Origin of the sequence: Dactylosporangium sp. CS-047395, from assembly GCF_050942185.1 — a bacterium.
Lineage (GTDB): Bacteria > Actinomycetota > Actinomycetes > Mycobacteriales > Micromonosporaceae > Dactylosporangium.
In genome coordinates, this window is the sequence record NZ_CP192015.1 from 9,766,965 (window position 1) to 9,779,893 (window position 12,929).

The window sequence follows — 12,929 nt, forward strand, 5'->3', positions numbered from 1 at the left end:
CGTCTCCTACAGAAACTGCGGCGCTCTTAGAAGCCGCTGTGGTCGATGGTGTGCGGAACGAAGTGGCTCAGGTTGTCCGTGATCAGCCCGGCGCTCTCGCGGATGCCGAGCCCGGCCGGTTCGCCGTCGATCATCCAGACGCCCAGGACCGGGTGCCACTCGCCACCCCGGGGGTCGGTGTAGGCGGGCAGCGGGGCGAAGGACTGGCACACGAACGGGCCGCCGTAGTCGCCCGGGGTGCTGGTCTTGGTGACGCCGTCCACGATGATCGAGACGTTGGCGCCCTCGCGGCCGAGCAGGGGCTTGCGCACGTAGGACGTCATCCACTCCGGGCGCTCGGACTCGAAGTACGCCGGCAGCAGGAGGTCCTTCTTCTCCGGGTCGTCGCCGAAGAGGTGCCACAGCACCGCGAGGAGGCCCTTGTTGCTCCAGAGCATCTTGTACGGCGGCTCGATCCAGACCGTGCTGTCCCGGCGCGGGTCGCTCATGTCGCGGAAGCACTGCTTGGCGAACTGCTCCTGCAGCATCCACTCCCACGGGTACAACTTGAAGAGCACGTCGATGTGCTGGCCCTCGGGGTCGTAGAACCGGTCGCCGGCCTGCACGTCGCCCGCGCCGATCTCGTCCATCCAGAGGAACTTGACGCGGTACCCCTGTGGCTCCAGCGCCTGCCGCGCGGTCTCCATCATGTACTCGGTGTTGAACAGGTCCTCGCCGCTCTCCTCGGACCGGTCGCACGCGAAGTGCACGGTCATCGGGTTGAGCAGGTGGGTGCGGGCCTGCCGGAGCCGGCCCAGGTTGCGCTGCCAGGCGGCGACCAGCGCCTCGTGGATGCCGTTCCACTGGTCCTTGCCCTGGCCGGTCTGCTGCATCCAGTACCACTGGGCGACCGCCGCCTCGGGCAGGGACGTCGGGGTGTCGGCGTTGAACTCCAGCAGCTGCGGCAGGCCGGAGAACTCGCCCGCGTAGCGGATGTCGAACCGGCCGTAGATGCTCGGGCTGTAGTCGCCCTTGCTGCGCCCGCCCGGCTCGGTCTCGTCGTCCCACCAGGTGCGCTTGATCTGGTCCCGGGCGAACTCGGGGATGCCCAGCAGCTGGAACATGTTGTGGTCGATGACGAAGTCGCCGGCCGCGACGCACATCTCGAACAGGGTCGCGGCGCTCGCCGTCAGGGTGTCGATCTCGCGCGAGGAGAAGTCGTAGAACGGCCCCTCGCGCCAGTACGACATGGTGCCGCCGTCCGGCGTCGGGGTCTCGCTGAACACGATCCCCTGCGAGGCGATCTGCTGCCGCCAGTCCGGCCGGACGGCGCCCTCGGCGATGCGGCGCACGTCAGCTCCCCGAGCTCTTGCCGCTGCTGCTGCCGAAGCCGCCCGAGCTGACCTTGCCGTTGCTCACGTGCCCGGTCGCGGGCAGCCCGGCGTTGCTCCGCCCGACCGAGTCGGTGGAGGAGACGCGGCTGCCGCCGCCGCCGAGCCGGTAGCCCGGCGAGCGGCCCCGGCCGTAACTGCCCGTGTAGTAGTAGTGACCGGGCGAGCCGTCGTCGCACCGGTAGTCGGGCACGACAACGCCGTTCTGATCCGCACAGTACGTCTGCTTCTCACGGCCGCATGCCGCCAGACCGCCCGTCGCCGCCAGCGCCGCCAGCGCGAGATAGCTCCGGCCCAGTGGCACCGACTTGGATCGCCTCATCGTCCGCTCCCTCAGGTGTGCCTTAGCACGGTAAATGACCTTCGCAAATCGCGCGAGGGGACGAGCCGTTCCGCGACAGTGACCGAATGGCGCTTTCCTTCGGTCGGTTGCCGGAATTCGTCCCCGGATTGCTCGATGGGCGGGTTGGCACCCCCGCCCTAGCCTGAGCCATGTGAGCAACTTCGAGATCGGCGGCGGCGAGGCCCCGAACGGGCAGATCGGTGATCACGGGCTCATGATCGTCAATCAGGCCGGCGACTCCGCGCTGGTCGCCGCCATCCGCCGGGAGCGGGGCCGGGTGGCCGACCCGGCCGCGGCCGAGCGGTTCACGCTGGCGCTGCAGGCCGAGCTGGCGGCGGCGCACCCGGACACCGCCGCTGTGCGCGATCTCATCGACCGGATCTCGGCCACGGCCGGCACCGCGCCCGAGGTCGCGGCCGAGCTGTCCGTGGTCCGGCGGCTGCTCGACGACACTCGCTGAGACTTCCTTTTCGCCGGGTTCTGGCAGGAAGAATTCGGCCTCGCGATACTCGCGGCATCGACCCACCGCGATGTATTCGTCGAGGAGATCTGATGCGATCACGGCTCCGCGCCGTGGTGGTCCTGCTGCTCGGGCTCGGGTGTCTCGTCGCCCTGCCCCAGCCCGCCCAGGCCGCCACCGCCCAGCCCTGCGACATCTACGGCGCCGCCGGCACGCCGTGCGTCGGGGCCCACAGCACCACCCGCGCCCTGTACTCCGGGTACGCCGGCCGCCTCTACCAGGTCCGCCGCGCCTCCGACGGCACCGTGCTGGACATCGGGCTGCTCGCCGCCGGCGGGTACGCCGACGCCGACGCCCAGGACGCCTTCTGCACCGGGACCGCCTGCGTCATCACCGTCATCTACGACCAGTCGCCCCGCCACAACGACCTGACGATCGAGGGCCCGGGCACCGCGGGCGGCCAGGACGTCGGGGCGAACGCCGCCGCGCTGCCGGTCACCGCCGGCGGCCACCACGTGTACGGCGTGTACTTCAACGGTCGCACCGGCTACCGGCACCGCGTCGGCGCCGGGGTGGCCACCGGCGGGCAGCCCGAGGGCATGTACATGGTCGCGGCCGGGGGGCACGTGAACGACCAGTGCTGCTTCGACTACGGCAACGCCGAGGCCGAGATCGCCGACACCGGCAACGGGCACATGGACGCCGTCTCGCTGACCACCCGCTGCGTGAAGACCCCGCCGTGCACCGGGGCCGGGCCGTGGGTGGTGGCGGATCTGGAGAACGGGCTGTACCTCGGCAGCGGCCCCAACCCGGCGAACCTCGGCAACGCCACGCCGTTCGTGACCGCGCTGCTGAAGAACGACGGGCAGCACACGTTCGCGCTCAAGGGCGGCGACGCGCGCACCGGCGGGCTGAGCACCTGGTGGAACGGCGCCCTGCCGGCCGGCGGGTACCAGCCGATGCACCTCGAGGGCTCGATCGTGCTGGGCACCGGCGGCGACAACAGCAACCGCGCGATCGGCTCCTTCTTCGAGGGCGTGATGACGGCCGGGTACCCGACCGACGCCGCCGACGACGCCGTGCAGGCGAACATCGTGGCGGCCGGCTACGGCGGCGGCGCGAACAGTCCCGCGCCGGCCGCTCCGCTCACCGGTCCGGGTGGCAAGTGCGCGGACGGACAGGACGCGAACGGTCCCGGCGTGGCGGTACAACTGTGGGATTGTCAGGGAAGCCAGGATCAGCGCTGGGTGCACGGCTCCGACCAGTCCGTGGCCGCGCTCGGGCGCTGCCTGCACCTGGTGGGCAACGCGACCGGCAACGGCACCAAGGTCGAGCTGGCCGACTGCGCGGGCGGGGCGTACCAGCGCTGGGTCCAGCAGGCCGACGGCTCGCTGCGCAACCCGGTCTCCGGCCGCTGCCTGGACTCACCCAGCGGCGCCACCGCCAACGGCACCAAGCTGCAGATCTGGGACTGCAACGGCCTCGCGCCGCAGAAGTTCACGGTCACCGGCGGCGGCCCCGTCACGGGCCCCGGCAGCACGTGCGTGGACGTGGCCGGCGACGACAACGGCGGCAACAACGCGGCGGTCCAGCTCTGGGACTGCCAGCCGGGCGCGCTCGACCAGCACTGGCAGCGCGGCGCGAACGGCTCGCTGCGCACCCTGGGCCGCTGCCTCGACGTGGTGGCGGGCGGCGCCAGGGTGCAGCTCGCCGACTGCACCGGCGGCAGCGCCCAGACCTGGACCCAGCAGGCCGACGGCTCGCTGCGCAACCAGTCCTCGGGCCGCTGCCTGGACGCGCCGAACGGGGCCACCGCGAACGGCACCAGGCTGCAGCAGTACGACTGCAACGGCTCCGCCGCGCAGCGCTTCACCGTGACCTGACGACGACTGTCTAGTCTTGTCCGGATGGTACGGGCCGGTCTCACACGAGCACATGTGTGCACCGCCGCGCTCGAAATGGCCGACGAGGTGGGCATCGACCACGTGACGATGACCGCCCTCGCCCGCCGGCTCGGCGTGGCGGTGCCCAGCCTCTACGAGCACGTCCGCGGCGTGCCCGACCTGCTCGACGCCGTCGCCGGGCTGGCCACCGACGAGCTCGCCGACCGGCTGGGCGAGGCACTGGAGGGCCGCACGGGCCGGCCGGCGCTGATCGCCTACGCCGGCGCCCTGCGCACCTGGGTCGTCGCCCACCCCGGCCGCTACGCCGCGACCGTGCGCCCGCTGACCGACCCGGACGGCGCCGCGGCCCAGGCGCGCATCGTCCAGGGCTGCGCGACCCTCCTGCGCGGCTACGGCCTGGAGGAGACGCGCGCCATCGACGCCGTCCGCTTCGTGTACTCCACGATGCACGGCTTCCTGCACCTGGAAACGGACGGCGGCTTCCACCACGCGCGCGACCTGGACACCAGCTGGTCGCTGATCCTCGACGCCCTGGACCGCGCCCTGACCACCTGGCCGGCCGCTCGCTAGGCTCGCCCTCATGCTGGAGTCTGTCGCCCCCGGGGTCTACGCCTGGGTACAGCCCGACGGCACCTGGTGGGTCAACAACGCCGGAGCGGTCGCCGGCCCGGACGACGTGTTCGTGGTCGACACCTGCGCCACGGAGGCACGGACCCGCCGCTTCCTGGCCGCCGTCGAGCAGGCCGCACCCGGACGCCCGGTGCGCATGGCGGTCAACACCCACCAGCACGGCGACCACACGTACGGCAACAGCCTCCTCCCCCGCACCACGGTCCTGTTCGGCCACGAACAGATGCGCGAGGGGCTGCGCACCGACCCCATCATCGACGGCTGCCCGCCGTTCTGGTCCCCGGTCCCGGACTGGGGCGCGGTCACCCGCCGGGTCCCGGACGTGTCGGTACGCGACCGCCTGACCATCGAAGCCGCCGGCACGCGGATCGACCTGCTGCACCCCGGCGGCCCGGCCCACACCACCGGCGACCTCGTGGCCTGGCTCCCGGCCGAGCGCGTCCTGTTCGCCGGCGACCTGGTCTTCAACGGCCTGACCCCGCTGGTCCTCATGGGCTCGGTCACGGGGGCGCTGCGGGCCCTGGACTGGATGGCCGCCCTGGACCCGGCCCACCTGGTGCCCGGCCACGGCCCGGTCCTGCACGGCCCCGAGATCACCGCCGCATTCGTCAACCTCCGCCGGTACTACGAGTTCGTCCTCTCCGCGGCCCGCCCCGACCTGACCCCCTTGGCGGCGGCCCGCGCGGCCGACCTGGGCGAGTTCGCGGCCTGGGCGGACGCGGAACGGCTGGTCCTGAACCTGCACCGCGAGTACGCCGACCGCGCGGGCACGCCCCTGGACCTGATCGCCGCCCTCCAGGACACCGTCACCTGGCGCGGCGGCCCGATGCCGACGACCGTCAACGCCCCCTGACCACCGCCGCCGTCACGCCGGCGCGGCGAGCAGGGCCGGAAGGTCCGCCAGCGACCCGATCCACCATCGAGCGGCACTCGCTCCGCGATGCACCAGGTGCACCGCCGGAATGCCGACGGCCAGCGGCCCCTCGACGTCCGAGGTCAGGCTGTCGCCGACGAAGAGCGCCTCATGCGGCGCGCACGCACATGCGGTGAGCACGTGCCGGTAGATGCCCGGGTGCGGTTTGCGCACGCCGGCCCGCGCGGAGGTGACCAGGACGTCGAACCGCTCGGCGAGTCCGCAGCCGGCCAGGTCGGTCTCGAGGTCCCAGCCCCAGTTGCTGCACGCCGCGAGCCGGACGCCGCGCCGCTGGAGCACGTCGAGCAGGGCCAGGACGCCCGGCCGCGGCTCCATCGGCGCCTGATGCAGTTGCTCGAGCGCGGGGATGACGGCCGGGTCGTCGACGTCGATGCCCGGCAGGATCCGGGACAGCGCCGCCCGCGCCCATTGCTCGTACGTCTCGCGCGACGCCGAGTGCGGTGTGTGGTCGAACGCCTCGCTGAGCTGCTGCAGGCGGAGCAGGGCATCGGCCACGCCCGCCACGCCGTAGCGGCTCAGTCCGAGCGCGAATGTCTCCTCGTGGCCGGTGCGCGGCTGCACGAGCGTGTTGAAGACGTCGAAGATGACGACCTTCGGGCTCCAGGGCGGCCCGGGTACCGCGTCCATGCCACCGTTATGGCACGTACCGGTTGTAGATGCAAAGGGGTTCGTAGCCGTCCGCGGTGTCCCGCAGCGGACACCGGCCACAGCGCCCCTCGGTCTGCGCCAGTTCCGTGCGGCCGGGGCGGACGTGCAGCGCACCGTCCCGCCAGACATAGCCGCTGCGCTCCTCGTCCTCGACCAGCAGCCCGCAGCCGAAGACCGCGCCACTGGGGAAGAACTGCAGGTTGGTCCGGTCCTGCACGGCGCACATCGCCGGCTGCTCACCGCCCATGCCGAACTGGTAGCCCAGCTCGCAGTCGACGACGTAACCGGGGCGGGGCGAGCTGTACTCGGCGACGACGTTCAGCACCTGCTTGTGCCACTCGGCGGGGGTCACCGACTCACCGACGGCGTGCCGGCGCGCCCGGCCGACCGCCGAGAACCAGTGCACGTTGAGCCGGTCGGCGCCCAACTGCTCAGCCAGGGGCAGCATCCGCTCGAAGCCGTCGAGGCCGGACCGCAGCACGGTGCAGTTGATGTCGAACGGAATGCCGCATCCGCGCAACAGCTCGATCGTCGCCATCGCATCGGCGTAGGCGCCCGCGCCGCGCAACCGGTCGCACACCGCGGGATCAGCGGAGTCCAGGCTGACCGCGACCCGGTTCAACGACTCCCGGACCCGGTCGTCGGCCAGGGCGCGCTGGAAGCGCCGGCTGCCGTTGGTCACCGTGCGGACGGTGCGGCCGTGCCGCCGCGCCGCGACGAGAATGTCGGCGAATTGACGGTGGGACGCCGGTTCGCCGCCAAGAACGGTGATCTCGTCGATCCGCCGATCTGTCGCCCATTTGATGATGCCGTCGACCATTTCGAGTGACATGGCCGTCCGGCTGTCCAGGAAATCATCAGACAAAAAGCAGAACGTGCACCTGCGGGTACACGTCGATACCACATAAAGATCAACACTGTGCACGTTGAAGGCCTGGTCGGCGACAGTGTGCGAAACGAAAGGAAGCTCACGTAAACCGGTAGTCAAGGCTTCCTCACCTAGAGTCCGATTGAGAACGTTTTTCTCGACCTATCCGAGGTTGCCGTCATAGTAGAACCACTCGGCTATTGCGTCCGCAAGGGTGGCGCAATCGCTTTCGATCGTGTCGTCGGGCAGCTCCATCGCGATTGCCGCGGTGCGCCCGGCGCGCAGCGCACCCGCCTCCTCGGCCAGGCGCGCGGCGTTGATCATCCACCGCACCAGTGCCCGGCCCGGTTCACCCGAACGGGCCGATCGGACCAGCAGCCGTTCCAGATCCATTCGGCCGTACTCGATGTCCCGATGCTGCAGTTCCTGATACTTCCACAGATTTGCCCCTTCTGTAGGGCTTTCCAGCCGCGGGACGAAGACGCTCGCCACTGGTACCGCATCGGGGCGCGCCTGCCAGAGATCCCACATCGGCTGCTCGTCGATGCCGCCCAGCGTCACCACCGCGTCCTGCCGCGTGACCTGGTGGCGGCCGATCGAGTCCTCGAGCGCCGCCCAGGTGAAGACCGGTCGCAGCAACCGATGGGCCGGGATCGGATTGACCGTCACGCTGTCCAGTTCCGCGGTCACCACCTTCGTCGCGACGAGCGTCTCGAACGCCGAGTTCGTCGCCGAGAACAGCTCGGTCGTGATCTGCCACAGCCTCTGCCCACGCTGTTCGTCCGTGAACTCCTTGAGCAGCTCGGTCACCCGGCGAATCACCGGCCGCTCCGGCGCACCGCAGGCGGCGAACCAGTTGTTGACCGCGGCCTCGAACTCGGCCGCCTTCCGGTTCGCGTACGCCGGGGTCATCTCCGTGTCGTCGAGGTGCAGTTCGACCGGCACGCCGAGCTTGCTGAACAGCACCGCCGCGAGCGCGTGGACGCCGTGGATGAGGTGCGGCGCGCGCAGCCGGTGCGGCCAGAAGATGAGCGCCGGCGCGAGGTCCGCGGACACCCCGCTCCATCCGAACCGGTACGTGGAGTTGAGCCGCCTGGCCAGGTCGAAGAAGGGCGTGGTCGGCCGCTCGACCAGCGCCGGGAACAGCTGGTTGTGGTCGACGCGGTAGAACGCGCTGACCCCGCGCACCCGGAAGTCGGTGAAGAAGTCGGCCAGCTTCGGGTCCACGTAGGCGTGCTTGACCGCGTCCTCGTACACGGCCCAGGAGACCTCCGTGACGGGCCCGCCGTGGCCGGTGCCGGCCTGGCCGAGCCGGTCGCGCAGGACCCGCTGCACCATGCCGTCCCAGCCGCTGTACCCGACCACCAGCAGGTGCGCGCCGCGCAACTGCCCGGCGAGCCACTCCTCGAGCCGGGGACGCGGACGGCCGCCGATCGCGTTGGGATCGTGCACCGTGGAGGTCCTGGTGTCGCCGTGCAGGTGTACGACGGTCCAGCGGTCCGGGTCAGTCGCGAGCCCGGCCGGAGGTTCGTCGTGATTGGCGGCGACCGCGTAGGTGTCCACGTCCAGACCCGCCTGCCGCAGCGCGACCTCGATCAACGGGTCGAAGTTGGTGGTCAGCACGATCCGGGAGATCTTGTCGCGGTGCTGCTGCAAGAGTTCGCCGAACGCCCGGAGCCCGTCGTTGAGCTCCCAGCCGTCCTTCGACTGCAGCAGCCGGTTGAACGCCTCGCGTTTCCCCGGCGCCGAGCGGGCGCGCAGGACCGCCTCCTGCAGGAACGCCGACACGCCGCTCGAGTTGGCGACCCGCCGGATCAGGTCCAGCGCCTCGACGTAGTCGACGATGCGCGCCTGCTGATCGCCGCGCAGGACCTGCAGCGGGCGGTTGGCCTCGTTGGGATCGACCGCGGTGGAGCGGTCCGGGAACCGCCGGTCAGCGTAGGTGCGCGCGTCCAGGGTCAGCTGGGCGACCTCGTTCACCATCGGCACGGCGACGCCGGCGCCGAGCAGGACGACGAGCCGCCGGTCGTCCTTGGCGGTCAGCAGGGCCTTCAGTAACGCAGTCAGACTGCGGAGGCTTTCATCCGGCAACGTTTCGTTCCTTCAAAGCGCTGACCGATAGCGGCTGGAACCGGAAAAGCCTAGTCAGAACAGCGATCGATGTCGAGACACATGGACGCTGGTGCGAATGCGGCCGATGCCCGACGCTCAGTGCATGCAGCAGCGCGGAACTCGTTCGAAGGTCCTGCTCGCGGGCGCCATCGCAACGGCGACCGCAGCCGTCGTCTCCGCGATTTCACCCAATTGGCCGACGGCCTGGCGAGCCATTTGGGCGAGCCTTTCCGGAAATCCCGTGCCGCTGGCATTCGGTGTGCTGACGCTCGCATTGCTGGCGCTGGCGCTGCGATTCAGGCATAGACGGCCGCAACCGGTGAAGGCGAACGGACGGCGGGTGCCGCTGGAGCCGGTGCCGCGCTGGGCCGTCGCCCTCATGATCGGTGGCACGCTCGTGGCCGGGGTGGTCGGCACCACGCTCCTCGTGGCCCAGGCCAACCGGGCCCGCGATCGCGACACGGTGGCCCGGCTGCGCATCGACGGCGTCCGGACCGGCCTCTCGCTGGCCGCCGGCACCGGCGGCTTCGTGGCGCTGCTGATCGCCATGCGCCGGCAGTGGCTCGCCGAGCGCACCCAGAACTCGACCGAGCAGGACCAGCAGCAGCGGCAGGTGACCGAGCTCTACACGAAGGCCGTGGAGCAGCTCGGGTCGGCCAACGCCGTGGTCCGCCTCGGCAGCCTCTACGCGCTGGAGCGCCTCGCCCAGGAGAACGAGGACCAGCGGCAGACGATCGTCAACATCCTGTGCGCCTGCCTGCGGTTGCCGGACGACGCGGTGCCGGAGGACCCGCAGGCCGACGCGCCCTCATCCGACCCGCGGATGGACAACCAGGTCCGGCTGACGGCGCAGCGCATCCTGATGCAGCGGCTGTCGGCCGACGACGGCAACGACGAGGCCTGGTGCGACATCGACCTCGACCTGAGCGGCACGGTGCTCACCGGCTGGACGCTCACCCGCGGCACCCTCCGCCACGCCGACTTCCGGCGGACCCTGTTCACCGGTGAGTGCTCGTTCGCGGGCACGACCATCGCTCGCTCGCTCAAGTGCGACGGCACCATGTTCAGCGGACCGGCCACCTTCGCCGGCGCGGCGGTGACGGGCGCCGCCTCGTTCGCCGGGGCCCAGTTCGCCGACCGGGCCGACTTCGCCGGGCTGCGGTTCCACGCCGCCGCCGGATTCGCCGGTGCGAAGTTCCACCAGCGCGTCTCGTTCGCCGGCAGCGAGTTCGCGGACGGCGTCGATTTCGCCGCGGCGACGTGCGGGCACGAGGCGGCCTTCGCCGGCGCCCGGTTCCGCGCCGCCGCCGATTTCTCCGAGGCGAAGTTCGACGGGCCGGCCGAGTTCGACGAGGCGCGCTTCGAGGGTCCGGCCGAGCTCATCGACGTCGTGTTCGGCAGCGGCGCGCACTTCAGCGACACGCATTTCGACGCGGGCGTCACGTTCCGCGCCGCCCGGTTCGCGGGGGCCGTCATGCTGCGCGGCGCCGCGTTGCGGCAGTACGCGTCGTTCGACGGGGTGCGGTTCGAGGATGCCGCCCACTTCGAGCACGCCTCGATCACGGACGGGACGTTCCGCAATGTCCAGCTGGCCGGGGTGATCTCGTTCGCGGACTGCGCGTTCGACGGAGAGCCGGTCTTCGAGCGCTGGCGGATCACCGCCGACGAGCATCACCGGGCGCGCTCGCACTGGCCGTCGGGCTGGCGTGTGTCGATCCGGCCGGGCGACGCCGGCGCGACGCTCGTCGACGACGACGGCCCGGATCACGCCTGACGCCGGATTGTTGCGGGTCGCAGGAGGTCAGCGGGCGCGGACGGTCAGGAGGCCGGCCAGGTCGACGTCGGCCGGGCGGCCGCCGTGGCCCGAGTCGGCGATGAGGCGGGCGCCCAAAACGGCGCTCCAGAACGTGCGGACCTCGACGGCCGGGGGGCGGTCCACGGCCCAGGAGCGGCGGTCCAGCAGGTCGAGCAGGTAGTGCTCGGCCTGACGGAACAGGATCGTGAGGTACAGCTGCGCGGTGGCATGTAACTCCGGGCGCTCGCGGGCAATAGCCATGGCCTGCACGGCCCGTGGGATGGACGGCAGGGCCAGCGCCGTGCGGGCCAGGGCGGAGCGGAAGGTGGCCGGGGTGCGGGTGCGGCGGCCGACCGATTCCAGCCTGGCCGCCTCGCGCAGCAGCGTGGACAGGGCGGCGTGCAGGAACAGGCCGTCCTTGGAGCCGAAGTAGTACGTGATCTGGTGCGGATAGGCCTCGGCGGCGCGGGCGATGGTGGCCACGCTCACGCCGGCGGCTCCGTGTTCGGCGAAGAGGCCGGCTGCGCACTGGAGGATGCGCGCGCGGGTGCGGCGGCCGCGGGCCCGGGCCGGTTCGCTGATGGACATGGGATATTTGTATACGGTACAAGTAAGGGGCGACAATCGACCCGGGAGGAAACGTGGACGTTGTTGTCACCGGCATGGGGGCCCTGTCGCCGCTCGGCGGGGACGTCGAGTCGCTCTGGCAGGGGCTGCTGAGCGGGAAGTCGGGCGTGGGGCGCATCGATCACCTGCTGCCGAGCGGGGTGCTGGACGAGCTGCCCGTGCGCATCGGCGCCACCATGGCCGTCTCGCCGGACACGCTGCTGACCCGGGTGCAGGCGCGGCGGATGGACCGGTGCGAGCAGGCCGCCCTCGTCGCGGCGCAGCAGGCCTGGCAGCACGCGGGCGCGCCGGAGGTGGACTCGGAGCGGCTGGCCGTCGTCATCGGGACCGGGATCGGCGGGGTGAGCACGCTGCTGGCCCAGGACGATCTGCTGGAGGAGAAGGGGCCGGGCAAGGTCTCGCCGCTGACCGTGCCGATGCTCATGCCGAACGGGCCGGCCGCCTGGGTGAGCATCGAGTTCGGCGCGCACGCCGGCGTGTACACGCCCGTGTCGGCCTGCGCCTCGGGCGCGGAGGCGATCGCGCTGGGCGCGCGGCTGATCCGGCTCGGCGAGGCCGACGTGGTGATCGCGGGCGGGTCGGAGGCGGCCATCACGCCGCTGACGCTGGCCGGATTCGCGCAGGCGCGCACGCTGTCCAAGCGCAACGACGAGCCCGAGCGCGCGTCGCGGCCGTTCGACACCGGCCGGGACGGGTTCGTGATGGGCGAGGGGGCCGGGATCGTGATCCTGGAGCGTGCCGAGCACGCGGCCGCGCGCGGGGCGACGGTGCACGGGCGGCTGGCGGGGGTGGGCGTGACCTCGGACGCGTACCACATCACGGGGCCGGACCCGAGTGGTGCCGGTCAGGTCCGGGCCATCCGCCGCGCGGTCGCCGACGCCGGGCTGTCCGCGGCCGACGTGGCCCACGTCAACTGCCACGCCACCTCGACGGTCGTCGGCGACCTGGGCGAGGCGGCGGCGATCCAGCGGGCCCTCGGCGACGACGTGGTGCTGACGGCGCCGAAGTCCGCGCTAGGTCACCTGGTCGGCGCGGCGGGGGCGGTGGAGAGCATCGTGACGCTGCTGTCGGTGGCCCGCGGCGTCGTGCCGCCGACGCTCAACCTGGAGGACAAGGCGCCCGAGGTGACGCTCGACGTCGTGGCCGGCGCACCCCGGGAGCTGCCCATGCGCGCGGCGGTGTGCAACTCGTTCGGCTTCGGCGGCCTCAACGTGTCGCTGCTGTTCACCGCCTGACGC

At 71.6% G+C, this 12,929-nt stretch carries 12 protein-coding genes; 6 read left to right on the forward strand and 6 right to left on the reverse strand.

The genetic code is table 11. From position 1 onward, the window contains the following. Positions 1 to 26: 26 nt before the first annotated feature. Both ACQP00_RS45645 and ACQP00_RS45650 read right to left on the reverse strand, forming a co-directional pair. Positions 27 to 1,331, reverse strand: coding sequence for a glutathionylspermidine synthase family protein (locus ACQP00_RS45645; RefSeq protein WP_433209679.1), 1,305 nt, complete (start codon positions 1,329 to 1,331; stop codon positions 27 to 29). Between the two features lies 1 nt (position 1,332). Continuing rightward, positions 1,333 to 1,692 (reverse strand): hypothetical protein, encoded by a 360-nt coding sequence (locus ACQP00_RS45650; protein WP_433050403.1) that lies wholly within the window; start codon positions 1,690 to 1,692, stop codon positions 1,333 to 1,335. A gap of 172 nt (positions 1,693 to 1,864) precedes the next feature. On the opposite strand from ACQP00_RS45650, the gene ACQP00_RS45655 reads away from it, so the two are divergent. From ACQP00_RS45655 to ACQP00_RS45670, 4 genes are all read left to right on the forward strand, one after another. Beyond that, positions 1,865 to 2,173, forward strand: coding sequence for a hypothetical protein (locus ACQP00_RS45655; protein ID WP_433209681.1), 309 nt, complete (start codon positions 1,865 to 1,867; stop codon positions 2,171 to 2,173). Positions 2,174 to 2,265: 92 nt separating this feature from the next. Continuing rightward, positions 2,266 to 4,056 carry an arabinofuranosidase catalytic domain-containing protein gene (locus tag ACQP00_RS45660; protein ID WP_433209683.1) on the forward strand — a complete coding sequence of 597 codons (1,791 nt, stop codon included), beginning with the start codon at positions 2,266 to 2,268 and terminating at the stop codon, positions 4,054 to 4,056. Positions 4,057 to 4,080: 24 nt separating this feature from the next. Further along, a complete protein-coding gene (locus ACQP00_RS45665) occupies positions 4,081 to 4,647 on the forward strand; it encodes a TetR/AcrR family transcriptional regulator (protein WP_433209685.1) in 567 nt (188 codons plus the stop codon). A 10-nt stretch (positions 4,648 to 4,657) separates the two neighbouring features. Beyond that, entirely contained in the window at positions 4,658 to 5,560 is a 903-nt protein-coding gene (locus ACQP00_RS45670; RefSeq protein WP_433209687.1) for an MBL fold metallo-hydrolase, read from the forward strand. 12 nt (positions 5,561 to 5,572) lie between these two features. On the opposite strand, the gene ACQP00_RS45675 is transcribed toward ACQP00_RS45670, so the two are convergent. From ACQP00_RS45675 to ACQP00_RS45685, 3 genes are all read right to left on the reverse strand, one after another. Continuing rightward, positions 5,573 to 6,268 (reverse strand): HAD family hydrolase, encoded by a 696-nt coding sequence (locus ACQP00_RS45675; RefSeq protein WP_433209689.1) that lies wholly within the window; start codon positions 6,266 to 6,268, stop codon positions 5,573 to 5,575. 7 nt (positions 6,269 to 6,275) lie between these two features. Then, positions 6,276 to 7,154 carry a radical SAM protein gene (locus ACQP00_RS45680; RefSeq protein WP_433209691.1) on the reverse strand — a complete coding sequence of 293 codons (879 nt, stop codon included), beginning with the start codon at positions 7,152 to 7,154 and terminating at the stop codon, positions 6,276 to 6,278. Between the two features lie 165 nt (positions 7,155 to 7,319). Further along, complete coding sequence (locus ACQP00_RS45685; RefSeq protein ID WP_433209693.1) at positions 7,320 to 9,248, reverse strand: SIR2 family protein; 1,929 nt, start codon at positions 9,246 to 9,248, stop codon at positions 7,320 to 7,322. Between the two features lie 361 nt (positions 9,249 to 9,609). Between ACQP00_RS45685 and ACQP00_RS45690 the strand changes: the two genes are divergently transcribed. Next, positions 9,610 to 11,043, forward strand: coding sequence for a pentapeptide repeat-containing protein (locus ACQP00_RS45690; RefSeq protein ID WP_433209695.1), 1,434 nt, complete (start codon positions 9,610 to 9,612; stop codon positions 11,041 to 11,043). A gap of 27 nt (positions 11,044 to 11,070) precedes the next feature. On the opposite strand, the gene ACQP00_RS45695 is transcribed toward ACQP00_RS45690, so the two are convergent. Continuing rightward, on the reverse strand, positions 11,071 to 11,652 hold the full coding sequence (locus ACQP00_RS45695; protein WP_433209697.1) for a TetR/AcrR family transcriptional regulator C-terminal domain-containing protein: 582 nt from the start codon (positions 11,650 to 11,652) through the stop codon (positions 11,071 to 11,073). Positions 11,653 to 11,726: 74 nt separating this feature from the next. On the opposite strand from ACQP00_RS45695, the gene ACQP00_RS45700 reads away from it, so the two are divergent. Beyond that, complete coding sequence (locus ACQP00_RS45700) at positions 11,727 to 12,926, forward strand: beta-ketoacyl-[acyl-carrier-protein] synthase family protein (RefSeq protein ID WP_433224232.1); 1,200 nt, start codon at positions 11,727 to 11,729, stop codon at positions 12,924 to 12,926. Positions 12,927 to 12,929: the final 3 nt, after the last annotated feature.

What these genes read in the sequence shown, in the direction of transcription:
- ACQP00_RS45665 (WP_433209685.1), top strand. Translation starts at nt 4,081, where the DNA reads ATGGTACGGGCCGGTCTCACACGAGCACATGTGTGCACCGCCGCGCTC.
- ACQP00_RS45660 (WP_433209683.1), top strand. Translation starts at nt 2,266, where the DNA reads ATGCGATCACGGCTCCGCGCCGTGGTGGTCCTGCTGCTCGGGCTCGGG.
- ACQP00_RS45670 (WP_433209687.1), top strand. Translation starts at nt 4,658, where the DNA reads ATGCTGGAGTCTGTCGCCCCCGGGGTCTACGCCTGGGTACAGCCCGAC.
- ACQP00_RS45650 (WP_433050403.1), bottom strand. Translation starts at nt 1,692, where the DNA reads ATGAGGCGATCCAAGTCGGTGCCACTGGGCCGGAGCTATCTCGCGCTG.
- ACQP00_RS45695 (WP_433209697.1), bottom strand. Translation starts at nt 11,652, where the DNA reads ATGTCCATCAGCGAACCGGCCCGGGCCCGCGGCCGCCGCACCCGCGCG.
- ACQP00_RS45675 (WP_433209689.1), bottom strand. Translation starts at nt 6,268, where the DNA reads ATGGACGCGGTACCCGGGCCGCCCTGGAGCCCGAAGGTCGTCATCTTC.
- ACQP00_RS45700 (WP_433224232.1), top strand. Translation starts at nt 11,727, where the DNA reads ATGGGGGCCCTGTCGCCGCTCGGCGGGGACGTCGAGTCGCTCTGGCAG.